The 22,301-nt window shown below is 61.3% G+C and carries 23 protein-coding genes; 6 read left to right on the top strand and 17 right to left on the bottom strand.

Annotated elements, in window-relative coordinates; all coding sequences use genetic code 11:
* Positions 1-66 precede the first annotated feature (66 nt).
* Positions 67-1,953, top strand: coding sequence for a chorismate-binding protein (locus IV109_RS07835; RefSeq protein WP_296694619.1), 1,887 nt, complete (start codon positions 67-69; stop codon positions 1,951-1,953).
* Here IV109_RS07835 and IV109_RS07830 read toward each other — a convergent pair.
* Positions 1,950-2,693, bottom strand: coding sequence for a tyrosine-protein phosphatase (locus IV109_RS07830; protein WP_296694617.1), 744 nt, complete (start codon positions 2,691-2,693; stop codon positions 1,950-1,952). The two genes, IV109_RS07835 and IV109_RS07830, sit on opposite strands and share 4 nt — an antisense overlap.
* Before the next feature lie 135 nt (positions 2,694-2,828).
* Between IV109_RS07830 and IV109_RS07825 the strand changes: the two genes are divergently transcribed.
* Together IV109_RS07825 and IV109_RS07820 are read left to right on the top strand one after the other, a co-directional pair.
* A complete protein-coding gene (locus tag IV109_RS07825; protein ID WP_296694615.1) occupies positions 2,829-3,731 on the top strand; it encodes a cytochrome c in 903 nt (300 codons plus the stop codon).
* A 30-nt stretch (positions 3,732-3,761) separates the two neighbouring features.
* Complete coding sequence (locus IV109_RS07820) at positions 3,762-5,468, top strand: AarF/UbiB family protein (protein ID WP_296694612.1); 1,707 nt, start codon at positions 3,762-3,764, stop codon at positions 5,466-5,468.
* Positions 5,469-5,628: 160 nt separating this feature from the next.
* On the opposite strand, the gene IV109_RS07815 is transcribed toward IV109_RS07820, so the two are convergent.
* From IV109_RS07815 to IV109_RS07805, 3 genes are read right to left on the bottom strand one after another with little or no spacing between them, the layout of a single operon-like run.
* Positions 5,629-7,005 carry a HAMP domain-containing sensor histidine kinase gene (locus IV109_RS07815; protein ID WP_296694610.1) on the bottom strand — a complete coding sequence of 459 codons (1,377 nt, stop codon included), beginning with the start codon at positions 7,003-7,005 and terminating at the stop codon, positions 5,629-5,631.
* On the bottom strand, positions 7,002-7,694 hold the full coding sequence (locus IV109_RS07810; protein ID WP_296694607.1) for a response regulator transcription factor: 693 nt from the start codon (positions 7,692-7,694) through the stop codon (positions 7,002-7,004). The genes IV109_RS07815 and IV109_RS07810 overlap by 4 nt, the downstream gene beginning before the upstream one ends.
* A 17-nt stretch (positions 7,695-7,711) precedes the next feature.
* Positions 7,712-8,182, bottom strand: a complete 471-nt coding sequence (locus IV109_RS07805; protein ID WP_296694605.1) for a Spy/CpxP family protein refolding chaperone — start codon at positions 8,180-8,182, stop codon at positions 7,712-7,714.
* A gap of 136 nt (positions 8,183-8,318) precedes the next feature.
* On the opposite strand from IV109_RS07805, the gene IV109_RS07800 reads away from it, so the two are divergent.
* Together IV109_RS07800 and IV109_RS07795 are read left to right on the top strand one after the other, a co-directional pair.
* Positions 8,319-9,440 (top strand): patatin-like phospholipase family protein, encoded by a 1,122-nt coding sequence (locus tag IV109_RS07800; RefSeq protein ID WP_296694604.1) that lies wholly within the window; start codon positions 8,319-8,321, stop codon positions 9,438-9,440.
* 66 nt (positions 9,441-9,506) lie between these two features.
* Positions 9,507-10,355 carry an SDR family NAD(P)-dependent oxidoreductase gene (locus IV109_RS07795; protein ID WP_296694603.1) on the top strand — a complete coding sequence of 283 codons (849 nt, stop codon included), beginning with the start codon at positions 9,507-9,509 and terminating at the stop codon, positions 10,353-10,355.
* A 9-nt stretch (positions 10,356-10,364) separates the two neighbouring features.
* Here IV109_RS07795 and IV109_RS07790 read toward each other — a convergent pair whose 3' ends face one another.
* From IV109_RS07790 to IV109_RS07775, 4 genes are all read right to left on the bottom strand, one after another.
* On the bottom strand, positions 10,365-11,534 hold the full coding sequence (locus tag IV109_RS07790; RefSeq protein WP_296694602.1) for a saccharopine dehydrogenase NADP-binding domain-containing protein: 1,170 nt from the start codon (positions 11,532-11,534) through the stop codon (positions 10,365-10,367).
* 106 nt (positions 11,535-11,640) lie between these two features.
* On the bottom strand, positions 11,641-12,051 hold the full coding sequence (locus IV109_RS07785) for a cupin domain-containing protein (protein ID WP_296694601.1): 411 nt from the start codon (positions 12,049-12,051) through the stop codon (positions 11,641-11,643).
* A 112-nt stretch (positions 12,052-12,163) separates the two neighbouring features.
* Positions 12,164-12,649, bottom strand: a complete 486-nt coding sequence (locus IV109_RS07780) for a hypothetical protein (protein WP_296694600.1) — start codon at positions 12,647-12,649, stop codon at positions 12,164-12,166.
* Between the two features lie 12 nt (positions 12,650-12,661).
* Positions 12,662-13,696 (bottom strand): MBL fold metallo-hydrolase, encoded by a 1,035-nt coding sequence (locus IV109_RS07775; RefSeq protein ID WP_296694598.1) that lies wholly within the window; start codon positions 13,694-13,696, stop codon positions 12,662-12,664.
* Between the two features lie 147 nt (positions 13,697-13,843).
* Here IV109_RS07775 and IV109_RS07770 point away from each other — a divergent pair, with 147 nt between their 5' ends.
* A complete protein-coding gene (locus tag IV109_RS07770) occupies positions 13,844-14,503 on the top strand; it encodes a hypothetical protein (RefSeq protein ID WP_296694595.1) in 660 nt (219 codons plus the stop codon).
* Positions 14,504-14,521: 18 nt separating this feature from the next.
* Here the strand turns inward: IV109_RS07770 and IV109_RS07765 are convergent, their stop codons facing one another.
* The 9 genes from IV109_RS07765 to IV109_RS07725 are packed head-to-tail and all read right to left on the bottom strand — an operon-like array spanning position 14,522 to position 22,268.
* Entirely contained in the window at positions 14,522-15,523 is a 1,002-nt protein-coding gene (locus IV109_RS07765) for an aldo/keto reductase (RefSeq protein ID WP_296694593.1), read from the bottom strand.
* 11 nt (positions 15,524-15,534) lie between these two features.
* Complete coding sequence (locus tag IV109_RS07760) at positions 15,535-16,491, bottom strand: Gfo/Idh/MocA family oxidoreductase (RefSeq protein ID WP_296694591.1); 957 nt, start codon at positions 16,489-16,491, stop codon at positions 15,535-15,537.
* Positions 16,492-17,346: a class III extradiol dioxygenase subunit beta gene (locus IV109_RS07755; RefSeq protein WP_296694589.1), complete on the bottom strand. Its 855-nt coding sequence runs from the start codon at positions 17,344-17,346 to the stop codon at positions 16,492-16,494.
* A gap of 2 nt (positions 17,347-17,348) precedes the next feature.
* Entirely contained in the window at positions 17,349-17,792 is a 444-nt protein-coding gene (gene ligA, locus IV109_RS07750) for a protocatechuate 4,5-dioxygenase subunit alpha (RefSeq protein ID WP_296694587.1), read from the bottom strand.
* A gap of 2 nt (positions 17,793-17,794) precedes the next feature.
* Positions 17,795-18,715, bottom strand: a complete 921-nt coding sequence (locus tag IV109_RS07745; RefSeq protein WP_296694586.1) for an amidohydrolase family protein — start codon at positions 18,713-18,715, stop codon at positions 17,795-17,797.
* A gap of 14 nt (positions 18,716-18,729) precedes the next feature.
* Positions 18,730-19,716, bottom strand: coding sequence for a tripartite tricarboxylate transporter substrate binding protein (locus IV109_RS07740; protein ID WP_296694584.1), 987 nt, complete (start codon positions 19,714-19,716; stop codon positions 18,730-18,732).
* Between the two features lie 39 nt (positions 19,717-19,755).
* The gene (gene ligK, locus IV109_RS07735) at positions 19,756-20,451 is read right to left on the bottom strand and encodes a 4-carboxy-4-hydroxy-2-oxoadipate aldolase/oxaloacetate decarboxylase (RefSeq protein WP_296694582.1); all 696 of its coding nucleotides are present in this window, start codon (positions 20,449-20,451) and stop codon (positions 19,756-19,758) included.
* Positions 20,448-21,491, bottom strand: coding sequence for an amidohydrolase family protein (locus IV109_RS07730; protein ID WP_296695711.1), 1,044 nt, complete (start codon positions 21,489-21,491; stop codon positions 20,448-20,450). The genes ligK and IV109_RS07730 overlap by 4 nt, the downstream gene beginning before the upstream one ends.
* Before the next feature lie 57 nt (positions 21,492-21,548).
* A complete protein-coding gene (locus tag IV109_RS07725) occupies positions 21,549-22,268 on the bottom strand; it encodes a substrate-binding domain-containing protein (protein ID WP_296694580.1) in 720 nt (239 codons plus the stop codon).
* Between the last annotated feature and the right edge of the window lie 33 nt (positions 22,269-22,301).

Raw genomic sequence — 22,301 nt, 5'->3', positions numbered from 1 at the left:
CCCTCGTATACAGGGCGTAAGGCGCTATTTTTTTGGTAGCAATAAAATCTTTTGAATCTTTCCGCCGTGACAGATCATTCACCCAAAGCCCACGTGCCTGACTGCTTTGTGCTGCTGGACGACTGCAAGGCCAGTGCCGGGCACCCCAGCAGCCGCCTCTACACAGGCTTTGTCAAAGCGCACGTCTGCGCAGACCCTGGCGCCCTGGTGGCACTGTGGCCAAGCATTCAGGCAGACATCGCCTCCGGCCTGCACGCTGCCGTGCTCGCTGACTATGAATGGGGCAGCGCACTGCCCGTGCCCGGAAACAGCAGGTTGAGCATCCTGCTGTTTCGTGACTTGGCCTTCCTGTCTGAAGCGCAGGTCACACACTGGCTTGCCCGCATGGACGACGCCGAGTCCGCCACGCCGGCCGGTGTTGCAGGATGGACCGCGAGCGTGAGCCGGGCGCAATTCAATACAGCCATCGCCGCCATCCATGCACGCGTTGCCGCAGGCGAAACCTACCAGGTCAACTACACCTACCGGCTGCATGGCCAGCAGTACGGCACACCTCTAGGGCTGTACCGGCGCCTGCGAGACCGCCAGGCGGTACCGTTTGGGGCGCTGATCGCCTTGCCATCGTCACCCCACCTGAACGCCTTGAGCGACCTGCCCGAGGAAAGCCGCTGGGTTTTGTCCTGTTCGCCTGAACTCTTTATTCGCCATGACGCGGGACAACTGCTGGCTCGCCCCATGAAAGGCACGGCGGCGCGTGGTGACTCGCCCGAACAAGACCAGAAGAATGCGCAATGGCTCGCCAACGACCCCAAGAACCGGGCCGAGAACGTGATGATCGTCGACCTGCTGCGCAACGATCTGGGACGGATATCGGCTGTGGGCTCAGTCAAAGTGCCTGCGCTTTTCGCCATCGAAAGCTATCGCACCGCGCACCAGATGACCTCGACCATCACCTCGGTGCTTGCACCCGGCATGGACTTTGCCAAGGTGCTGGCAGCGCTGCACCCCTGCGGCTCCATCACCGGCGCGCCCAAGCTCAACACCATGAAGCTGATCGCGGGTCTGGAGTCCACACCGCGCGGGCTCTACACCGGCGCCATTGGTTGGCTGGATGCCCCACAGGCCGATCAATCCTGCGGCAACTTCTGCCTGTCTGTGGCGATCCGCACCCTGACCCTGGGTAACGAGCAACAAGGCCTGCGCCCCGCCACGCTGGGCGTGGGCGGCGGCATCGTCATGGACTCGACGGCCGACAGCGAGTATGCGGAATCGCGCCTGAAAGCATCCTTTCTGACCGGGCTGGACCCGGGCTTTACCCTGTTTGAGACCCTGCGTTTACAGGGTGGCAGACTCGCGCGTCTTGATCTGCACCTGGCCCGGCTGGCAAGCAGTGCAAAGCTCCTGGGCTTCAGGTTCAATGAGGCCGAGGTGCGTGCGCAATTGGCGCACTATTTGACACACACGTCGGCACAACACCCACCCGACACAAGCTGCCGCCTGCGCCTGGACCTGGCACATGACGGCAGCGTGCAAATAGCGCACAGTGTGCTGGCGCCACTGGCTCCTGGTCCAGTCAAGCTGGTGCTGTCTGCAAGCCGCGTACCTGCCTTTGAGTTGGCTTTACTGGCGCACAAGACATCGCTGCGCAGCGGCTACGACCAGGCCATTCGCCATGCCACGGCGCACGGTGCGTTTGATGAAATTTTTGTCAATGACAGACAGGAAATAACGGAAGGCGCCCGCAGCAACCTCTTTGTTCAGCTTGAGGGGAAGTGGTGGACCCCGCCCTTGACCTGTGGCCTGCTGCCTGGCGTCATGCGCGGGCGCTTGCTCTCACGTTGGCCCGCTCTCGGGCAACGAGCCTTGACCTTGCCCGATCTGCAGCAGGCCCAGGCTCTGGCCATTTGCAGTTCATTGCGCGGCTTGGTCCGTGCGGAGCTGAGTGAAGACTAAGCCTGCAGGTACAGCGCTTCCAGCCGGGCCTGCTCGGTGGGGCCGACACCCAGTTGCTTCACCAGATACTGCTGCACCCCACCATAGTCGTGCTCCACCACCTGCAGCGCGGCGTCCAGAAAATCCTCTTGCACGCGCCAGAGCACGTCCAGCACCTCTTGCGGCGCTAAACCGGGCGGCGAGTGCGGCATGCGAAAAAAATCATTGGTCAGCAGGTAGTCCTGCATCACCACCGGACGTGACACGCCCAGGGCCAGCAATATGAGCGCGGCGGCAAAACCGGTTCGATCCTTGCCTGCCGTGCAATGAAAAACCAACGGGGTATCGTTGTCCAGAAGTTGCGCAAAGAGTTCGGCAAAGCGATGCGAGTTGTCATGCACAAATGCACGGTAGGTTTGCTGCATCAGACCCACCGTTTCCTGGGCTGTCAACTTGTGGCCCGCCTCCAGCAGGTCCTTCATGCGCTGCACCACGGTGGGCTCAATCGACAAGGAATACGAGGCCACGCCTGGCAACGCATAGGGCACCGCTGCACGCTCGGCGACACCGCGAAAGTCGTAAGCGCGTGACAGGCCCAGTTTGGCAAGCGTCGCCAGATCCTCCGGGGTCAGCGCGGCCAAATGGTCCGAACGGAAAAGCTTGCGCCAGCGCACCGCGCGTCCGCCCTGCGCGGCGTAACCGCCAAGATCACGAAAATTGGTGGCACCAATGAGATTTAACGAGCGAGTGGGTGTTTGCATAGCCTTCCATTTTGCCTTTTTCCGCGGCCCGATTGCGCCGGCCATGGCAGCAGGCTCGTCACAGACAAATTTGATTTATTTTCTATTTTTGGATGAAATGTGACTTTTCAAGCCCTTGCCTATAGGGAGGTACCCATGAACAAATGGAAGAAATGGACTCTGCGCGCCGCCCTTGCGTTGGCCGCGCTTGTTGTCCTGGCAGGCGCAGCCCTCCTGGCTGGCACTTTGCTGGCCGAACGCAAGATGAACCGCCAGATTCAGGTCAACGTCAAGGGCGTGGCCCTGCGCAGCGATGCGGCGGCACTGGCGCGTGGCCGCTATCTGTACGCCTCCCGCGGCTGCGTGGACTGCCATGGCAAAAACGGCGCCGGCCGCATGTTTCTGGACGACGGCAAAGGTCTGCGCATCGCGGGGCCCAACATCACCTCAGGCCCCGGCAGCGTCACGGTGCGCTACACCGCGCAAGACTGGGAGCGCAGCATCCGCCATGGCATCAGCCCCACTGGACGAGCGCTGATGATCATGCCCAGCGAAGACTACAACCGCCTCACCGATGACGACCTCGCGTCGCTGGTGGCCTGGGTACGCAACCTGGCAGCGGCGTCCGGCGGTGGGCCGGTAGTGGACCTTCCACCACCCGTCAAGGCGCTCTACGGCATTGGCCTGATACCCGATGCAGCCGAAAAAATCAACCACGCGCTGGCGCCCGCCCAGCCTGTGGCCGAAGGTGTGAACCTCGCGCATGGCGCCTATGTGGCCCATATGTGCATAGGCTGCCACGGCGCCAATCTGGCTGGCGGCAAGATACCGGGTGGTCCGCCGGAATGGCCCGCCGCTGCCGACCTGCGCCCGGGCGCCGTCATGGCGCGCTATGCGAATGCCGATGCATTCATGAAAATGTTCAAAACCGGCAAACGCGCTGACGGCAGCGCAGTGCAGGTCATGCCCTTTACCTCCTTGAGTGAAATGAGCGACACCGACGTGCGCGCGCTGCATCTTTACCTGAGCAACCTGCCAGCAAAGTCAGGCAAACCTTAAAGACAGGGAACGCGGCGCTATCATCCGATCATGCTGATCGAGACTTTGGGCGCTGCCCGTGACATGGGCCGCCTCAATGAAATTGTGGGTGTGTTGATTCGCCACGGCTTTGGCGACAGCGTACGCCGCCTGGGCCTTGCCGACCGGCTGGAGCGGGCGGGTCACGCCCTGCACTGGGAGCACGCGGCCGATCTCGCGCGCATTGAGCCCCCGGTTCAGGTGCGGCTGGCCATGGAAGAGCTGGGCCCCACCTTCGTCAAACTCGGGCAAATCCTGGCGGGCCGTGCCGACCTGTTTGGCCCCGAGTGGATTACCGAGTTTGAAAAACTTCACAGCCACGTGCCGGCGATCGCGCTCGATGTGCTGCTACCCCAATTGCGCGAAGACCTGGGCGGTGAACCGCAAGACATTTTTGCCCGCTTTGACGTGGAGCCGCTGGCGGCAGCGTCCATCGCACAGGTACATCGCGCACAACTCAAGGACGGCACCGAAGTCATCGTCAAGATCCGCCGCCCCGGCATCACAGACGTGATCGAAGCCGACTTGCGCCTGCTGGGGCGCCTGGCAGCGCTGGCAGAGTCCGAAATGCCCGCGCTCAAACCCTATCGCCCACAACTGCTGGTGCGCGAGTTTGCCAAATCACTGCGCCGCGAGCTGGACCTGGCCGCCGAATGCCGCCACGCTGAACGCATTGCCGCCAACATGGCGCTGCTGCCCCATATCGTGATTCCACGTGTGCACTGGGCTCACACTGGCGAACGCGTCAATGTACAGGACTATGTGGGCGGTATTCCCGGCGACAAGCTGGACCAGCTCACCCCGCAGGCCGGTTTCAACCGCACCCTGCTGGCACAGCGCGGCGCCCACGCGGTACTCAAGATGATTGTGCAGGATGGCTTCTTTCATGCCGATCCGCACCCCGGTAACGTGTTTTACCTGAGCGACAACCGCATTGCCTTCATTGATTTCGGCATGATCGGCCGCCTGTCGGAGCGGCGGCGCGAAGAGCTGCTGCAACTGCTGCTGGGCCTGGTGGAGCGCCATCCACAAACCGTGGCCGACGTACTGCTGGACTGGACCGGTGACGACCATGGCGTGAACCTGTCGCAGCTTGAAACCGAGATTGAGGCGTTTGTAGACCAGTACCACGGCACACCGCTGGCCCAACTCAGCCTGGGCCAGATGCTCGGCGATGTGACCGCCATCCTGCGCGACCACCACCTGGGTCTGCCGTCGGATCTGGCGCTGCTGATCAAGGCCTTTATCTCGCTTGAAGGCATGGGGCGTGGGCTGGACCCCGACTTTCACATGGCCACGCAGGCCACCCCCATGCTACGCCAGATGGTGCGAACAAATTACCAGCCCAAGGTCCTTGCCACGCGCGCCTGGAAAACACTGCGCCGCACACTGGCGCTGGCCGAACAACTGCCACACGATGTGTCGCGCCTGCTGCGCAATGCGCGGCGCGGACGGGTGCACGTGGGCATCGAACTGGCGCATCTCAAGCGCGTGGGCGACCAGATCGACCGCGCCGCCAACCGCCTGGCGATGGCACTGGTGATTGCAGCACTGATCATTGGCTCGTCCATCGTCATGAACGTGCAGGGTGGCCCCAGTCTGTTCGGCCTGCCCGCGTTCGGCTTCCTGGGTTTCAGCGGCGCCGTGGTTGGCGGCCTGTGGCTGGTGCGCTCGATCTGGCGCAGCAGCCGGGGGCGCAATCTGGATGATGAGGCCTGACTAGACGGGCCGTGCTTGCAAAAGTTCGAGTCGGAGATGGCCTCTTCAGCTGTTTATATTGCCTGCGTCGGCAGCCGTTCCAGGGCCTCGGTCAAAGCGAACGAATTTTAGAGAAAAAACGGCCTGTAGCCCTCGTATCTATTGCACAAAGAGCTATTAATTAAATAGCATCTATCCTGGGCAACAGCACACTCACCTCCAGCCCCGGCTGCGCATTGCGCACCGTGAAGCTGCCGCCATGGGCCTGGGCCACCAGCTTGCACAGGTACAGGCCCAAACCCACGCCGCCTTCGGCGCGGGTGCGGGCGGCGTCAGGGCGGTAGAAGGGTTGGGCCAAGTGGGGCAAGGCGGCTTCGTCGACGCCGGGGCCGAAGTCGCGCACAGTGATGCGCACGCCCGGCCCTGCTTTGCCCTGCCCAACGTTACCCGGCTCGGTGTGCACGGCAATGCTGGGCGGCTGCGCGGCATTGCCGCTGTGGCGCAATGCGTTGTCCAGCAGGTTGCGCAGCAGCAGGCGTATGCGGGTGCGGTCCAGCGCCATGGGCGGCAAGTCGGCGGGCAGTAGCTGCGTGACGGCGGGCGCGCCGTCCAGCCCGGCCACCACCTCGGCCACCAGCGCGGCCAGGTCGGTGGGTTCGCGGTGCAACGCAGCGTGCGGGCTGGCCAGGCGTTCGCTTTCCAACAGGTCGGTGATGAGGTCGCGCATTTGGGCCAGGTCGCGCAGCAGGGCTTCGCGGCTGGGTTGCACCTCCGGGGTTTCGGGCAACAGCTCGGTGTTCAGGCGCGCGCGGGTCAGCGGGCTGCGCAGCTCATGGCTGATGGCCAGCAGAAGTGCGCGCTTGGCCTCCAGCATTTGGTGAATATCACCACCCATGGTGTTGATGGTGGCAGCGAGCTCGCCCAGTTCATCGGGCCGGGCCGGATGGCGCACGGGTATGGGCTGGGCAAAGTCGCCCTGGCCAAAGCGCAAGGCACCGGCGCGAATGTCATCCAGCGGGCGCAGCAGGCGGCGCACGCGGGCGTAGGCCAGCGCAGTGAGCAGCAGCAGCCCGGCCAGGGTGGCCCAGCCGACATAGCGCGGGCGGTCTTGCCACACCTGCACGTTCAGGCCAAAGTGGATGCGGTGACCATCGGCGGTGGTGCGCTCCAGCAGGCGCGGCTCGTCGCGGTTCCAGCGGTTGTCGTCGTTCAAGCGATGCTCGCGCTCGGGCGTGCTGGGGTGGCTGCGCCAGTTGACTTGCGGGCCGCTGATGCGCACGGTTACCGGCAGGCGCTGCACCAGGGCTTGAGCGCGCTCCACGCTGGGCGGGCTGCCCAGCTCGGTAGCCAGGCGGTCCACATAGTCGCTCACCAGCGGGCGGGCCGCCTCGCGCCAGCCGCTAGACAAAGCATGCTGCATGCCAAACAAAAACGTTGCCGCCATGGCCAGGGCCAGCAGCAAAAACAGGGCCACCAGTCGCACACGCAGCGAGTGGGCCAGCGCGTGGCGGGCACGGCGGTGCCAACGCGGGTGCTGGGCAGTTTGCGGCTTGTTCATGGCTGGACGCGGCCTACCGCGAGTGAGTAGCCGGCGTTGCGCAGGGTTTTAATGCAATCCAATGGTTCAAGCTTTTTGCGCAGGCGGCTCACTACGATGTCGACCGCGCGGGTGTAGAGCTCGGCCTCGTGGCCGCGCAGGTGGTTGAGGATGTCGTCGCGGGTAAACACCTTGCCGGCGTCACGCGCCAGCAGGTGCAGCAGGTCAAATTCGGTGCTGGTCAGCTCCACTGGCTCGCTGTTGCGCAGCACGGTGCGGGTGCTCGGGTCAATCACCAGGCCTTCAAATGTGAGCCGCGCTGCCGCCGGAGCGCTGGTGCTGCGACGGCGCAGCACGGTTTGCACACGGGCCACCAGTTCGCGCGGTTCAAAGGGTTTGGGCACGTAGTCGTCGGCACCCAGCTCCAGGCCAACCACACGGTCCATCACGTCGCCACGGGCGGTGAGCATGATGATGGGAATGTCGCTCTCTTTGCGGATGGTGCGGCAGAGTTCAAAGCCGTCCATCTCAGGCAGCATCACATCCAGGATGGCGGCGTCGAAGCCGTTTTGGTGGCCGCTCTGGCGCAAGAGCGCAAGCCCTGCGCTGGGGCGCAGGGCGCACTCCAGGGTCATGTCAAAGCGCTGAAAATAGGCCGCCAGGGGCGGCCCGAGTTGAGCGTCGTCGTCGATCAGCAGGATGCGGGTCATGCTGACATTGTCACCGCTTATCCGCGGCTGAACCAGCGGCCGCGGTGCTCCATGAAGTCGCGCACCTTTTGCTGCTGGGCCGGGTTCAGGCTGTCGTAAAAGTCAGCCAGGGCGGCAATGACTTCAGGGCTTTTGGCTTGCAGAGCGGTGGTTTTTTCAGTGACCAGGGTTTGGGCGCGGGCCTTGTCAAATTTGTCGCCAGCCACCAGCGCCTTCATTTCGGCTCGCGGGTCTTTGGTTTGGCCCATCAAAGCAATGCGCTGATCGTGCAGCTTGTTGCCCAGCACGGTCAGGCGGGCTTTCTGGTCGACATTGAGGTCGAGCTTGCTGGCGACACGGTCCACCATTTTGCTGCGGTACTGGGCCGATTCTTCGGCGCTCATGTTGGCGCCCCAGCCGTGGTGGCGATGACCGCAGGCGCTGAGGCCGCCCACGAGAATGGTGGCGCCCAAGAGGCCGAACAGGGTGCGTTTGATCCAGAGTTTCATGACAGTGTTTCCTTGTTGAAGAAGGGGTTGAACATGGTGCCAATCATGGGGGCGGCCGGCTGCGCTGTGCTGTCTGGGCGGTATCGGTTTGTTTCGGTTTATTTCAGCCGCAGGGCTTTCTTGCTATTCTTGAAACATGAACTCGAATACCCACACCCAACCGGCCCAGCCTTCCCTGCCCCGCTCTGCGGGCGTTAACCTGGCCTTGCAGGGTGGCGGCTCGCACGGGGCCTTCACGTGGGGCGTGCTGGACGCACTGCTGGAAGACGGGCGCATTGCATTGGAAGGCATCAGCGGCACCAGCGCCGGGGCCATGAACGCGGTGGCGCTGGCGCATGGCTTTGCCCAGGTGCAGACCAAGGGTCAGGGCGACCCGCGAGAGGCTGCGCGCCAGGCGCTGGCGAGCTTCTGGAATGGCATTGTGACCATGGGTGCCTTGTCAGAAGCGCAGCGCGGGCCGTTTGAGGTGCTGTTTGGCCGCGCCGCTGGCAGCGACTCGCCTGCGGCCGCCTGGGCCAACGCCATGACCAATTTCTGGAGCAGCACCGTGTCGCCCTACCAGAGCAACCCGTTTGACATCAACCCGCTGCGCAAGTTTCTGGAGCAGCAGATTGATTTTGAAGCGCTGGAGCGGCTGGACTCGCTCAAGGTGTTTGTGGTGGCCACCCGCGTGTCCACCGGCAAGGCCGAAGTGTTCTCGGGCAAGCGCCTGACCGCCAAAGCGGTGATGGCCTCGGCCTGCCTGCCCCTGGCGTTTCATGCGGTGGAGATAGAGGGCGACCACTTTTGGGATGGTGGCTACTCGGGCAACCCCGCCATCCACCCCTTGATTTACAACTGCGCGGGGCGCGACATCCTGCTGGTGCAGATCAACCCGATCAAGCGCAGCCAGTTGCCCACCACCAGTGCGCAAATCATGGACCGCATCAACGAGGTGACCTTCAACGCGGGCCTGATTGCCGAGATGCGCGCGATTGATTTCGTCAAACGCCTGCTGGCCGAGGGCAAGCTGGACCCGGCGCACTACAAGGATGTGCTGATGCACCGCATTGACGGCGGCGAGGCGTTGGAAGCGTTTGCAGCGTCTACCAAGACGTCGATCAGCGCCAGCCTGATTCAGTCTTTGCACGAGCTGGGCCGCACCCACGCCAAGGCCTGGTTGATTGAACACTTCAGTTCGCTGGGTGTGCAGAGCACGGTGAACATCAAACAGGATTACCTGGATGATTTGCGTGTGCCGGTGAAACCTGGCCCTTGACGCTAAGCTACACGCCTGCGCCGGGAGAGTCATCCCCGCGCCCCCATTCAAACAGGAACCATGAGCATGAAAGAATTCAAGGGAAAAGTTGCAGTGATCACCGGGGCCGCAAGCGGCATTGGCAAAGCCATTGCCGAGCGGGCCGCCCAGGCCGGCATGAAACTGGTATTGGCCGATGTGGATGCCGCTGGGCTGGACAAGGTGGTGGCGGAGTTCTCTCAAAAGGGCTGTGAGGCCGTTGGCCTGCGCACCGATGTCTCCAGGGAGTCAGAGGTGATGGCCTTGGCCGATCTTGCGTTTGAGCGGTTTGGCAAAGTGCATTTGCTGGTGAACAACGCCGGTGTGGCAGCCACCAACACCGCCTGGACGGCACCCCAGTCGGAATGGGACCGCGTGATGGGCATCAATTTGTACGGAGTCACCAACGGCCTGCGGGCGTTTGTGCCACGCATGCTGGAAGCGAACGAAGAAGGCCATATCGTCAACACCGCATCGGCTGCGGGTTTGATACCGGCCCCCTCGTTTGCCAGCTACAACGCCAGCAAGTTTGCGGTGGTGGCGGTGTCAGAAGGCTTGCATCACGATTTGAGCCTGCGTAAAACGAAGCTGGGCGTGTCGGTGTTGTGCCCTGAGTGGGTCAAAACATCCATCCATACCAGCGTTCAGCACGAACCGGATGCGAAGCTGACGGCGGCCCGCCAGGCCGACCCGGTACTGATGTCGATTACCTCGACCGTCAGCAGCGCGGTGGAAACAGGTATCTCACCGGACGAAGTGGCCGACAAGGTCTTCGCCGCAGTACAGGCCAAGCAGTTTTACATCATCACCCACCAGAAGACCACCTTGCCAGCCGTCGAAAAGCGGATGCAGGACATGCTTCAAGGCCGCAACCCGAGCATGATGAAGTTCAACTGAGCCCAGCGTTTACGCGGCCTCTACCGCAAAGGTCAAGCCCGCATGGGCTTGCAAGCGCTGAATCAAAGGCACGCCCATGGCGGCGGCTGGCGTCCAGATGCCGCCCGGCGTTTGGCTGGCGTCCTTGAGCAGGCAAATGGCCGCCTGGGTGATCATTTTGGAGGTGGAGCCATAGCCGGGGTCCCGGTCGCCCCGCACGCTCACGCGCAGGGTGTCGCCGCGTTCGTTGTTGCCGACAAAAAGCACGTCGTAGTAGCCGGCTTCACGCTCGGCGCGTGAGGGGCCTTCGCCGGGCTTGGGGCCATCACTGGAGCCCATGGACTTGTCCGCCGCCACGGCCTTGGCAATGGCCTCGCCTTTGTCGCCCGGGCCGGTTATCAGCATTTCGTCGTAGACAAAATCTGCGCCATAGGCTTGGCCCAGCAAGAAGTTGGAACGGTGCACATTGCGCGTGTTGATCGCCGCCATGATGAACGGTGCCACCCACACACCCAGCGCTTCATCCAGCATGGGTTTGGTGCCTGACGGCTGGCGCGGTCCTTCAAAACCGGGGGTCAAGGCAAACGGGTCGCGAAGCAGATTCAACACGCTGGGGTCGGTCGCGGCAGCCGCCATGGTGGCTTGCAAGCTGGCAGCCGTGCCCCCGGAAAACGTGCCTTTCATCTTGCGCACCCTCCCGCGCACGCGTGACGCCGGGCCACCAAAGCGCGCCTTCATCTCGTTTTGCAGCATCAACACGCCGAGATCGAAGGGGATGGAATCAAACCCGCAGGAGAACACGATGCGGGCACCGCTGGCCTGGGCTTGCGCGTGGTGGGCATCGATCATCTTGCGCATCCAGGCGGGCTCGCCGCACAGATCCACATAATCCACGCCCGATGTCGCGCAAGCCTGCACCAGCTCATTACCATACAGCTGGTAGGGGCCTACCGTGGTCAACACCAGCCGCGTGCGGTCCATCAGCGCCTGCAGGCTGGCGGCATCGGCACTGTCGGTGACCACCAAAGGGGTATCCGCCGGGGCACCCAGCTCATCGCGCACAGCGGCCAGCTTTTCGGCGCTGCGCCCGCCCATGGCCCAGCGCAGGCTTTTATCAGACTGCGTCAACAAGTACTCAACCACAAGGCGCCCCGTAAAACCAGTTGCGCCATGGACGACGATGTCAAATTCTTTGCTCACAGAATGCCTCTTGATTGGTTGAAAAAACAGCTATTTTGCCCCGGGCATGGGCTTGATGGAGTCCCCTCAAAGACTGGACGATTAACGCTTGGCAGTGTTGTGTCCGCTATTGAATGAGGTCAAGGAACGGTGTCTTGGGGTCACTGGTGTAGAAAATTACAACGCGGAGCGGGTCGGTGGTGCTGCGGTTATAGCCCGTCATCTTGACGTTGGGTGGTTCTACGAATGCTTCGCCGGCCTTGACGACAACCGGCGAACGTCCGGCCATCTCCAGGGTGAATGCGCCTTCCAATACGAATACAGTCACCGGAAAACGATGCGAATGAAAGACGGTTTTATCGCCCGGTTTGAAACTAGCGGTGAGCACCCGTATCTCCTGCTTGTCGCCTCTGGGCATACCGGATATGACTTCGCTCAGGATTGTTTCGGGTTTGGCTGTGCCCTGCGCTTGCACCATCAGCGGCAAAGTGAGCAACAGCGATGCAAACAACCGGGTAGCGCGAATGGAGATCTTCATGAGAGCATCCTTTCTTACCTGTCACAAGGGATCTTGATTACACATCAAAGTGGCACACAGCGAAAGAGGGATGCCCGCGGCATCACAATCCGAGTGCTCACCCGTCAGTGCACTAGTCGCGCCTCTCGCATTCAGGCGGTGGACCGTAGCCAGTTGAACGTACTTGCTGCTCCTGTGTCAACTCAACCTGGAACCAGTTGCACTGGTAGTTGTCGTAACGGTAGCTCCACACCTCACCGCGCGCGCGCCCGAGTACCTGCACCTCACTGGGTTGCCCCAACAACAAGTGCACATCACCCTTCGCCATGCCGACGGCGATGCGACTGAAATTTTGCTCGGTCAAAACCTGCTCTGCGCGGCTGGCCCGGCCAGTGCCATCCAAATAGACGAACCAGGTCTGCGTACCACGCGGTCCACGTGGAAATTCCAGGCGCGTATTTCCATCAACTTTTCGCTCCATGGCAGGAGGCCCCATGCGGGCCACAAGGTCCTCGCGACCCATGCCGTTGAGCGCGGTGGGCGGTGCATAAGTGCTGCACGCCGTCAGCAGCGACAAACACAAGCACAGGGAACTCCGGGGAAAGAAAAGATACTTCATCAAAGCCTTTCATCACAAAGGTATGGTGCGCGTTTCGCCATGGCGCATCAGCCACACAAGTTCATCCCTCAGTCCACGCTGGCGCAATGCGGCGGCAAGGTCCCGCGGGGGATGGTCGAAAGACTCCTGCGTCAGCATGAAAGTTCCCCAGTGCACACCCATCGATTGCCGGGCGTCCAGATCCAGCATGAGCTGCACCGCGTCGGCAGGGTTGACGTGCATATTCTTCATGAAATCCCGTGGCAGGTAGGCGCCAATCGGCAACGCCAGAAAATCCACAGCCCCCAGGCGCTTGCGTATCGCTTTGAAGTCGGCTGAGTAACCGGTGTCGCCAGGAAACAAAAAACGCCAGGGTTCAGCGCCGCCACGGTGCCACTCCACCATATAGCCACCCCAGAGTGAGGCATTGGTATCGAAAGGCGTACGCCGGCTCCAGTGCTGCGCGGGGGTGAAGTGAAGCCGTACCGGGTCTTTAAGGGCAGCACCCTGGGCGTTGGCATGGATCTCGGCATGGCTCCACCAGTCCAATTCGGTCACATTGGCGATCTGGCGTGCATCGAACCAGGGCTTCAGGCCCAGGGGCACAAAAATCTGCGGCCGTTGACCGGCAGCCATCAGACCGGCGATCGTGGCATCACACAGGTGATCGTAGTGGTTGTGCGAGACCAGCAGCACATCAATCGGCGGCAGATCCTGGGGTTGCAGAGGTGCGGGTACGCGGCGCGGCGCGCCGTAGCGGCCATACGGCCCGGCAAAGCCGGCCAGCGTGGGATCGGTAAGGATATTGAGCCCACCCACTTGCAGCAAGACGGTAACGTGCCCGAGCCAGGTCACCACAGGATCGTGCTGACGCTTGGCGAGACGGGCGTGATCGACTGCGGTGCTCCATTCGCGGGCAAAGGCCTCGTAGCCGCCCGTGGGTGCGGCCAGTGGTTTGAAATCACCACGCAAGCCACGCCACACCATCTCGTACCAGGGAAAGTTGCCAATCTGAATGTGAGAATCACTATTGCGAAAGCCGCTGCTGAGGTGGTGAGATGGCGTCATGGATAGGGTAAATGGCTATCGGCGGAGCCGAGTTACAACATTGTTCCATCTTTACATACCCTTCACCGAACTCCAATAAAGAATGAACCTCAAAGAAGCATGATTCAAATTGCCATACCGCCATGCAGGCTTACGAAGGTGAATATCATGAAAAAACTGCTTCTTTTGTCAGCCGCGATGCTTGCCAGCGGCCTGTGCGGCGCGCAGGAGATGGGGCGCGTCATTTCCGCAACGCCGATTGTTGAACAAGTCGGAGTGCCCCGGCAGGTGTGTTCCACGGAGCAGATTGCAGTGCAACAACCCAAGAGCGGCGCAGGCGCGGTCATGGGTGCCGTGGCTGGCGGGGCGATGGGCAACGCGGTGGGTGGTGGTACGGGCAAAGCAGCTGCGACCATGATTGGCATCATCGGTGGTGCCATCGTTGGCGACCGCGTCGAAGGCGCTCCACAGCAGCAGCTCCAAAACGTGCAGCGCTGTGGCACCCAAACGTTTTACGAGAGTCGGCCCGTGGCCTATAACGTCGTGTACGAATACGCTGGCAAGCAGTATTCGGTGCAAATGCCAAATGACCCGGGGCCCACCATACGGCTTCAGGTATCACCCATCGGTGCTGCAGCGCAGGCAGCGCCGCCCACCTATACCGCGCAGGCACCGCAGACGACATATGCGCAATCACCCAACGTGGTTATGGCTGCGCCCACCGTTATTTATCCGGGCTATTACGTACAGCCCTACTACCCACCAGTGGCGGTTCAGTTGGGCTTTGGCTACTGGGGTGGCTATCGCGGTCATCACCACTGGCGTTGATGCGATACCCTGCCCTGCTTAGAAATTTTCGGTATCGACTTCGCTGTTGCCCTGGGCGTTGTAGCGGCTACCCGTCACCTTGTTCTGGTTGATCAGGGTGTCGAGCCGCGCCATGGTGGCCGGGCTTAGTTGCACTTGTTCTGCTTCCAGGTCTTGCGCCAGATGTGCCACGCTGGTGGTGCCGGGAATGGGGATGATGTGCTCGCCCTGGTGCAGCAGCCAGGCAATGGCCAACTGCGATGGGGTGCACCCCACCTCTTTGGCAACAGCGTTGTAGGCCGGTAGCAACATCAGGTTGGCCGCATAGTTGGCTGGCTCGAAACGTGGCATGGTACGACGGATGTCTTTGGCATCCAGCGTACTCACGTCTTTCAGATCGCCACACAAAAAGCCCCGCGCCACCGGGCTGAAGGCCACAAAGGCCACGCCAAGTTGTTTGCAGGCATCCAGCACAGCTATCTCCGGGTTGCGCGTCCACAAGGAATACTCGGTTTGAAGGGCTGCAATCGGATGCACGGCATGCGCGCGACGCAAGGTCGCGGCGGACACTTCGCTCAGGCCAATGCAGCGGATGTGGCCTTTGCGCACCAGATCGCTCAGGGCTCCCACACTGTCTTCAATGGGAACTCTTTTATCCCAACGGTGCAGGTAGTACAAGTCAATCACGTCGGTTTGCAGGCGACGCAGGCTGTCCTCGCAGGTCTTGCGAATGGTGTCGGGGCGTCCGTCGATCACACGCACGGGTTTGCCGTCGCCAAGATCCACACCCTGCATGCCGCACTTGCTGGCCAGGGTGAATTTCTGGCGGTGCGGTTTCATGACCTTGCCCACCAAGGTTTCATTGGCACCAAAGCCGTAAAGGGCAGCGGTGTCAAACAGCGTAACGCCCGCGTCCAGAGCACCGAGCAGCACACGTTCGCCCTGCTCTGCCGACACGGCCGGACCGTAGGCGTGGCTGAGGTTCATACATCCCAGGCCGATGGCACTGACCGTGAATTCACCCAGTTTTCTTTGCTGCATGCTGGCTCCGCTCAGGCCTTGAGCTGCTGCTCGAGATCGTGCAGCACCTGGTAGCACGGCAACACCTGCGCCACACTGCTGTTGGGCTGGCGGCCCTCACGGATGGCGGCAAAGAACTCGCGGTCCTGCAACTCGATGCCGTTCATGGACACATCCACCTTGCTCACATCGATTTTTTCTTCCTTGCCATTGAACAGATCGTCATAGCGGGCGATGTAGGTCGCACTGTCGCCGATGTAGCGAAAGAAGGTGCCCAAGGGGCCGTCGTTGTTGAAACTCAGACTCAGCGTGCAAATGGCACCGTTGGCAGCCTTGAGCTGGATGCTCATGTCCATCGCAATGCCCAGTGTGGGATGGATCGGCCCCTGCACCGCATTGGCTTTCACGATCGGACTGCCGCACTGGTAGGCAAACAAATCCACCGTGTGCGCAGCGTGGTGCCACAGCAGGTGATCGGTCCAGCTACGCGCCTGACCCAGCGCATTCATGTTGGTACGGCGAAAGAAGTAGGTTTGCACATCCATTTGCTGAATGTTGAACTTGCCCGCCGCAATCTGCTTGTGCACATACTGGTGGCTGGGGTTGAAGCGACGCGTGTGGCCACACATCGCCACCAGGCCGGTCTCTTCCTGGGTAGCAGCAACCTCGAGGGCGCCTCGCAGACTGTCAGCCAGGGGAATCTCCACCTGCACGTGTTTGCCCGCCCGCATGCAGGCGATCGACTGCTCGGCGTGCATTTGCGTGGGCGTGCACAGAATGACGGCGTCCACCTCCTTCAACGCCAGGCTATCCGCCAGATGGGTGCTGACATGGCCGATGCCATATTTGGCTGCGACCTCTTTGGTTTTTTCCAGATCACGACTGATCAAGGAGATGACTTCAACGCCCTCGATATTTTTGATGCCATCGAGATGCTTGATGCCAAAGGCACCCGCTCCTGCCAGGGCAACTTTGATGGTTTTGCTCATTTAGGGATTCTCCAGAATCAGATGGCCAACCGCGGTGTTGCTGGCAGGCACATGGTAGAAGCGATGCGCCACTTTGGGCGGCTTGCCGCCAGCCTGATCGCCCATGGCACCGCGTGCCACCAGCCACATGACCAGTTCAATGCCTTCAGAACCGGCTTCGCGCACGTAGTCGATGTGAGGAATCGCCGCAGCGGCAGCCGGATCGGCAATCAGCTTATCAAGGAAATCGTTGTCGAACTCTTTGTTGATCAAACCTGCGCGCGGACCTTGAAGCTGGTGGCTCATACCGCCCGTGCCCCAGATTTGCACGTTGAGAGGTTCATCATACGACTCGACAGCACGGCGAATCGCCTTGCCCAGTTCGAAGCAACGACGCCCCGACGGAACCGGGTACTGCACCACATTGACGGCAAACGGAATGACTGCGCAAGGCCAGGCTTGCGGCTGGCCGCACATCAGGGACAGCGGCACCGTAAGGCCATGGTCCACATCCATCTTGTTGACAATGGTCAGGTCAAAGTCCTGCTGGATAACAGATTGCGCAATGTGCCCCGCCAGCTCCGGATGGCCCATGACCTTGGGCACCGGGCGCGGACCCCAGCCTTCATCCGCCGGGGTGAACTCGGCCGCCGTGCCAATGGCAAAGGTGGGAATCATGTCCAGGCTGAAGGCATTGGCATGGTCGTTGTAGACCAGAAAGATGACATCGGGCTTGTTGTCCTTCAGCCATTGTTTGGAAAAGTCGTAACCCTTGAACACGGGCTGCCAATAGGGCTCGTTGCTTTTGCCCAGATCGAGTGCAGCACCAATGGCGGGTACATGCGAGGTGTACACGGAGGCGGTAATTCTGGCCATGATCAGGCGCTCGCTTTCTGACCTGCACGGCCTTGGGGTTGTCGATGGGCCTGGGCATCGCCGTCTTCACCGATCACGCGGTTGCCCTCGGCCGAGCGGCCGCCACTGACCATCATGTCGCGGTATTCCTCTTCGGTCATGCCGGTCATGCTGCCCGCCATCTGCTGGAAGCTTTTGCCATCGGTGGCGCCGATTTTGGCGAGGAAATAGATATTGCCCCCCAATGCGATGCAGCGGTTGAGATCGCGGGCCAGAACGGCCAGTTTCTGGTCTTCGCTCATCATCCACTCATCCAGATAAGCCCGCTCATTGGCCTTGAATCGCTCGCGGTTCGCCGCCTTCATGAGCGACATGCAGAACTGGTTCAGGTGGTAGCCCTTGCGGCCTTGCTCGGCATCGAAAATGGTGGTGCCGGGAACATCCAGGTAAGGTTTATCGAGTGACATCATCAGCCTTTCACAAGTTCAGGCCAGTACAGGCGGGTTGGGTTGTCTACCAGCAGTTGATGCTGCAGAGCTGGCGTGGTGGCGATGTGGGGAATGTAGTCCACCAGCAGGCCATCGTCCGGCATGTGGTTCTTCAGGTTGGGATGCGGCCAGTCGGTGCCCCATAGCACACGGTCGGAAAAGGTTTCCACCAGTCGCCGGGCAAACGGCACCACATCGCGGTAAGCATTTTGCTCGCCGTTCAGGGCCGGCGGGCCGCCCACGCTCAGGCGCTCGGGACAGCTCACCTTGCTCCAGATATTGCGGTGCTCACGCATCATCTTGACGAACAACTCGAACTCGGGGCCGCTCACCGGTTTACTCACATCGGGGCGCCCCATGTGGTCCACCACCACCGTGGTAGGCAAGGCGGTGAAGAAGTCGTACAACTCGGGCAGGTCCTGCGCCTCAAAGTACACCACCACATGCCAGCCCAGCGGCGCAATGCGGTTGGCAATTTCCAGCAACACTTCACGCGGCGTGAAGTCGGCCAGGCGTTTGACGAAATTGAAGCGGGTACCGCGCACACCGGCGGCATGCATGTCCTGCAGCTCGGCATCCGTCACGCTGCGGTTGACGGTGGCCACGCCGCGGGCCCTGTTGTTGGAGGCCTTCAGGGCATCGACCAGCGCGCGATTGTCCGAGCCATGGCAGGTAGCCTGCACGATCACATTCTTGTCGAACCCCAGATGGTCGCGCAGGGCGAACAGTTGGTCCTTGGACGCATCGCACGGTGTGTACTTGCGCTCGGGGGCATAGGGAAACTGGTCGCCTGGACCAAACACATGGCAGTGCGCATCGACCGCACCCGCTGGCAGCTTGAAGCGGGGCTTGCTGGGACCGGCATACCAGTCGAGCCAGCCTGGCGTTTTGGTGAATTCCATGGTTTTCCTTCTTCTCAATCTGGCTTGATATTGGCCTCACGCACCAGCTTTTCGTAACGCTGGCGCTCGGAATGGATCAGGGCTGAGAACATCTCGGAGCTTCCGGGCAAAACCTCGCCGCCAACCTGCGTCATACGCTCACGCACTTCCTTGGTCTGCAGGGCTTTTTGCACTTCAGCGTGCAGCTTGGCTACCGTAGCCTTGGGCGTGGCGGCAGGCGCGACCAGGCCGTACCAGACCGAGGCCTCGAAGCCAGGGAAGCCGGATTCGGCAATGGTGGGCGCGTCCGGAAAGATCGCCGAGCGGTTGGTGCTGAGCACTGCCAGCACCTTGAGCTTGCCGCTTTTCACATGGGGTTGCACCTCCAGGGCATTCACTGCCACCAGCGGCACCTGACCGCCAATCACATCCGTAATAGCCTGGGCGCCACCACGGTAAGGCACATGCTGCAGCGTGATGCCGGCGGCACGTTCGAACAACTCCACGGCCATGTGCGGCGTGGAACCATTGCCAGGCGTGGCGAAGGCAATGCCGCCGGGCTTGGCCTTGGCGGATGCAATCAGACTGGCAATGCTCGCATACGACGCACTGGCATTGGCGGCAATCACCACCGGCACGCGGCCCACCAGCGACACGGCAACCAGGTCGCGTTCAGCATCAAATGGAGCCGGCTGGTACAGCGCCATATTGGCGGCCAGTGCATTGGCCGCCATCAACAGGGTGTAGCCATCGGGCGCGGCATCGATGACCGACTTGACTGCGATATTGGTACCAGCACCGGGTTTGTTTTCCACGATCACGGGCTGGCCCAGGCTGCTTGAAAGCGCCTGGCCTATGGTGCGCGCCACGGCATCGACAGCGCCACCCGCCGAGTAGCCCACCACGACCTTGACCGGCTTGCTCGGGAACGGCTGCGACTGGGCCCACAGCGGGCAAGCCAATGTCAACGCAGCGAGGCCGGCAAGCAGCCGGGATGAGGTTCTGTTGAATGAGTTGAACATGGTTGGCTCGTCGTTATGGTTAGATCATCACAAGCCGTATCAGTCGATGTACTTGAGACCGGCCTTTTCCAGACCTTCACGCATCTTGTAGTAATCCAGACCCAGCACGCCCGAGGCAAAGACGGCACGCTTGGCACCTTCATTGGCTTCGCGGGCTTCAGCGGCATCGGCCACCTGCATGGCAATAGCCGCAGGCACCACCACCACGCCGTCAATGTCGGCAATCACCACATCGCCCGGGTTGACGGCGGCACCCGCACACACCACGGGGACGTTGACCGAGCCCAGTGTGGCCTTGATGGTGCCCTTGGCATGGATGGCGCGACTGAACACGGGGAAGTTCATCTCGGTGAGGTCCTTCACATCGCGCACGCCGCCATCGATGATCAAACCCATCGCGCCACGCGCCTGAAAGGATGTTGCCAGCAGGTCGCCAAAGAACCCATCTTCGTTGTCCGTGGTGCAGGCGGCCACTACCACGTCACCCGGCTGGAGTTGCTCGGCGGCCACGTGCATCATCCAGTTGTCACCGGGCTGCAGCAGTACAGTGACTGCTGTGCCGCAGATATGCGCGCTGGTGTAGATGGGCCGCATGTAAGGCTTCATCAGGCCCACGCGACCCATGGCCTCGTGAATGGTGGCCACGCCAAAACGCGAGAGTTTGTCAACTGCTGCCTTGTCGGCACGGGTGATATGGCGTTTGACGATGCCGAGATTGTTCATGGGGGTGCTCATGCTTTCACCTGCTTGCTTTCTTTGGCTTTCAATGCAGCATCCAGGCGCGGGAACACGCGCCGTGCATTGCCCTCATAGACTTTGTAGCGTTGCTCGTCATTGAGGATGGTGGATGCCTGGATATAACGCTTGGTGTCATCAAAGTAATTGCCGGTCTCAGGATCGATGCCACGCACGGCGCCGATCATCTCGCTGGCAAACAGAATGTTGTCGACCGGGATGACCTTGGTCAGCAGGTCGATGCCGGGCTGGTGGTAGACGCAGGTGTCAAAGAAGATGTTGTTCAGCAGGTGATCCTTCAGCAGCGGCTTTTTCAGCTCCTGCGCCAGACCGCGAAAACGACCCCAGTGGTAAGGCACCGCGCCGCCGCCGTGCGGAATGATGAACTTCAATGTCGGAAAGTCCTTGAACAAGTCCGAGGTCAGGCACTGCATGAAGGCGGTGGTGTCGGCGTTCAGATAGTGGGCACCGGTGGTGTGAAAGCACGCGTTGCAGCTGGTGGACACGTGAATCATCGCGGGGATGTCGTACTCGACCATCTTCTCGTAGATCGGGTACCAGTGCCGGTCGCTCAAGGGTGGCGAGGTCCAGTGGCCGCCACTGGGGTCGGGATTGAGGTTGATGCCCACATTGCCGTATTCCTTGACGCATTTTTCCAGCTCGGGAATGCTGGTGCGGGGGTCCACGCCCGGGCTTTGAGGCAGCATGGCAGCGGGGATGAAGTTGTCGGGGAACAGCTGGCTCACGCGGTAGCACAGCTCATTGCAGATGGCCGCCCAGGTCGAGCTGACATTGAAGTCGCCGATGTGGTGTGCCATGAAACTGGCGCGCGGGCTGAAGATGGTGAGGTCGGAGCCGCGCTCTTTCATCAACTTGAGCTGATTGGTCTCAATCGACTCGCGCAGCTCATCGTCGCTGATCTTGAGGTCTGCGACTTTGGGCATGAGGGCCGGGTCCTTGATGCCGGCAATCTGCTGGTTGCGCCAGTTCTCCAGCGCCTTGGGCGCGGTGGTGTAGTGGCCGTGACAGTCAATGATCATGGGGTTCTTCACGAAGGTCTCCTGATGTATACAAAAATTGGGCGAAAGCGACAGCCGTCAGGCAGGCTCCATACCCTGGCGCCGCTTGGCCTCTGCAGCCTGCGCAGAGGCCATGAATTCAAGCAGATCGTGCGCGGCCGCAGCCTGGGTCGAGCCGCTGCCTATGCCGGCAGAAAAAGTGGTTGTGATCTGGATCTCTGGCGGCAAGGATCCCACGAGGGTGATGCCGGGCACGTGGATCAATTCACTGAGCTGCTGAAAGCCCAATTCAACCTCACCCCGCGCCACAAGCGCCCCCACCGGAACACCGGGAGGCGCCTGCACAATGCGTTCTCGAATGAGGTCTGCAATGCCCCAACGTTCGAACAGTTTGACCAAGGCCACGCCGCTGGGTCCGGTGGAATAACTGATGCTGCGCGCCGCCAGCACAGCCTGCCGTACGGCGTTTTCCGAAGCAATATCAGGCTGCGGCGTACCGGCGCGCACCGCGACTGCGACGCCGGAGTGCACCAGATCAACCTTGCTGCTCGCATCGATGTGACCCGTTGCAATCAGCTTGTCAATCGCGTCGGAAGCCAGAATGACCAGATCAAAAGGTTCCCCCGCTTGCACACGTTTGGCAGCATCCACGCCGCCGACCGATTCGATGGCGATTTCACCGTCCGAACGCTGTGCATACATCTGCACCAGTTCTGCCAGCAACTGGCGGGTGGCCATGGACGAAATACCCCGCAGGGTGGGTCGCGATGAAGAAACGGCGTTTTGCATGAACTGCATTTTGGCGGGATCAGTGCTGCTTGCTAAGACAGG

Source organism: Rhodoferax sp. (assembly GCF_018780565.1).
Classification (GTDB): domain Bacteria; phylum Pseudomonadota; class Gammaproteobacteria; order Burkholderiales; family Burkholderiaceae_C; genus Rhodoferax.
Note: the sequence above shows the minus strand (reverse complement) of the source record. Positions and strands in the feature narration are given on the sequence as shown.

Bases quoted from the DNA above. Each gene is read 5' to 3' on its own strand.
- IV109_RS07830 (WP_296694617.1), bottom strand. From the start codon at position 2,693: ATGCAAACACCCACTCGCTCGTTAAATCTCATTGGTGCCACCAATTTT.
- IV109_RS07825 (WP_296694615.1), top strand. From the start codon at position 2,829: ATGAACAAATGGAAGAAATGGACTCTGCGCGCCGCCCTTGCGTTGGCC.
- IV109_RS07820 (WP_296694612.1), top strand. From the start codon at position 3,762: ATGCTGATCGAGACTTTGGGCGCTGCCCGTGACATGGGCCGCCTCAAT.
- IV109_RS07815 (WP_296694610.1), bottom strand. From the start codon at position 7,005: ATGAACAAGCCGCAAACTGCCCAGCACCCGCGTTGGCACCGCCGTGCC.
- IV109_RS07810 (WP_296694607.1), bottom strand. From the start codon at position 7,694: ATGACCCGCATCCTGCTGATCGACGACGACGCTCAACTCGGGCCGCCC.
- IV109_RS07805 (WP_296694605.1), bottom strand. From the start codon at position 8,182: ATGAAACTCTGGATCAAACGCACCCTGTTCGGCCTCTTGGGCGCCACC.
- IV109_RS07800 (WP_296694604.1), top strand. From the start codon at position 8,319: ATGAACTCGAATACCCACACCCAACCGGCCCAGCCTTCCCTGCCCCGC.
- IV109_RS07795 (WP_296694603.1), top strand. From the start codon at position 9,507: ATGAAAGAATTCAAGGGAAAAGTTGCAGTGATCACCGGGGCCGCAAGC.
- IV109_RS07785 (WP_296694601.1), bottom strand. From the start codon at position 12,051: ATGAAGATCTCCATTCGCGCTACCCGGTTGTTTGCATCGCTGTTGCTC.
- IV109_RS07780 (WP_296694600.1), bottom strand. From the start codon at position 12,649: ATGAAGTATCTTTTCTTTCCCCGGAGTTCCCTGTGCTTGTGTTTGTCG.
- IV109_RS07775 (WP_296694598.1), bottom strand. From the start codon at position 13,696: ATGACGCCATCTCACCACCTCAGCAGCGGCTTTCGCAATAGTGATTCT.
- IV109_RS07770 (WP_296694595.1), top strand. From the start codon at position 13,844: ATGAAAAAACTGCTTCTTTTGTCAGCCGCGATGCTTGCCAGCGGCCTG.
- IV109_RS07765 (WP_296694593.1), bottom strand. From the start codon at position 15,523: ATGCAGCAAAGAAAACTGGGTGAATTCACGGTCAGTGCCATCGGCCTG.
- IV109_RS07760 (WP_296694591.1), bottom strand. From the start codon at position 16,491: ATGAGCAAAACCATCAAAGTTGCCCTGGCAGGAGCGGGTGCCTTTGGC.
- IV109_RS07755 (WP_296694589.1), bottom strand. From the start codon at position 17,346: ATGGCCAGAATTACCGCCTCCGTGTACACCTCGCATGTACCCGCCATT.
- ligA (WP_296694587.1), bottom strand. From the start codon at position 17,792: ATGTCACTCGATAAACCTTACCTGGATGTTCCCGGCACCACCATTTTC.
- IV109_RS07745 (WP_296694586.1), bottom strand. From the start codon at position 18,715: ATGGAATTCACCAAAACGCCAGGCTGGCTCGACTGGTATGCCGGTCCC.
- IV109_RS07740 (WP_296694584.1), bottom strand. From the start codon at position 19,716: ATGTTCAACTCATTCAACAGAACCTCATCCCGGCTGCTTGCCGGCCTC.
- ligK (WP_296694582.1), bottom strand. From the start codon at position 20,451: ATGAGCACCCCCATGAACAATCTCGGCATCGTCAAACGCCATATCACC.
- IV109_RS07730 (WP_296695711.1), bottom strand. From the start codon at position 21,491: ATGATCATTGACTGTCACGGCCACTACACCACCGCGCCCAAGGCGCTG.
- IV109_RS07725 (WP_296694580.1), bottom strand. From the start codon at position 22,268: ATGCAGTTCATGCAAAACGCCGTTTCTTCATCGCGACCCACCCTGCGG.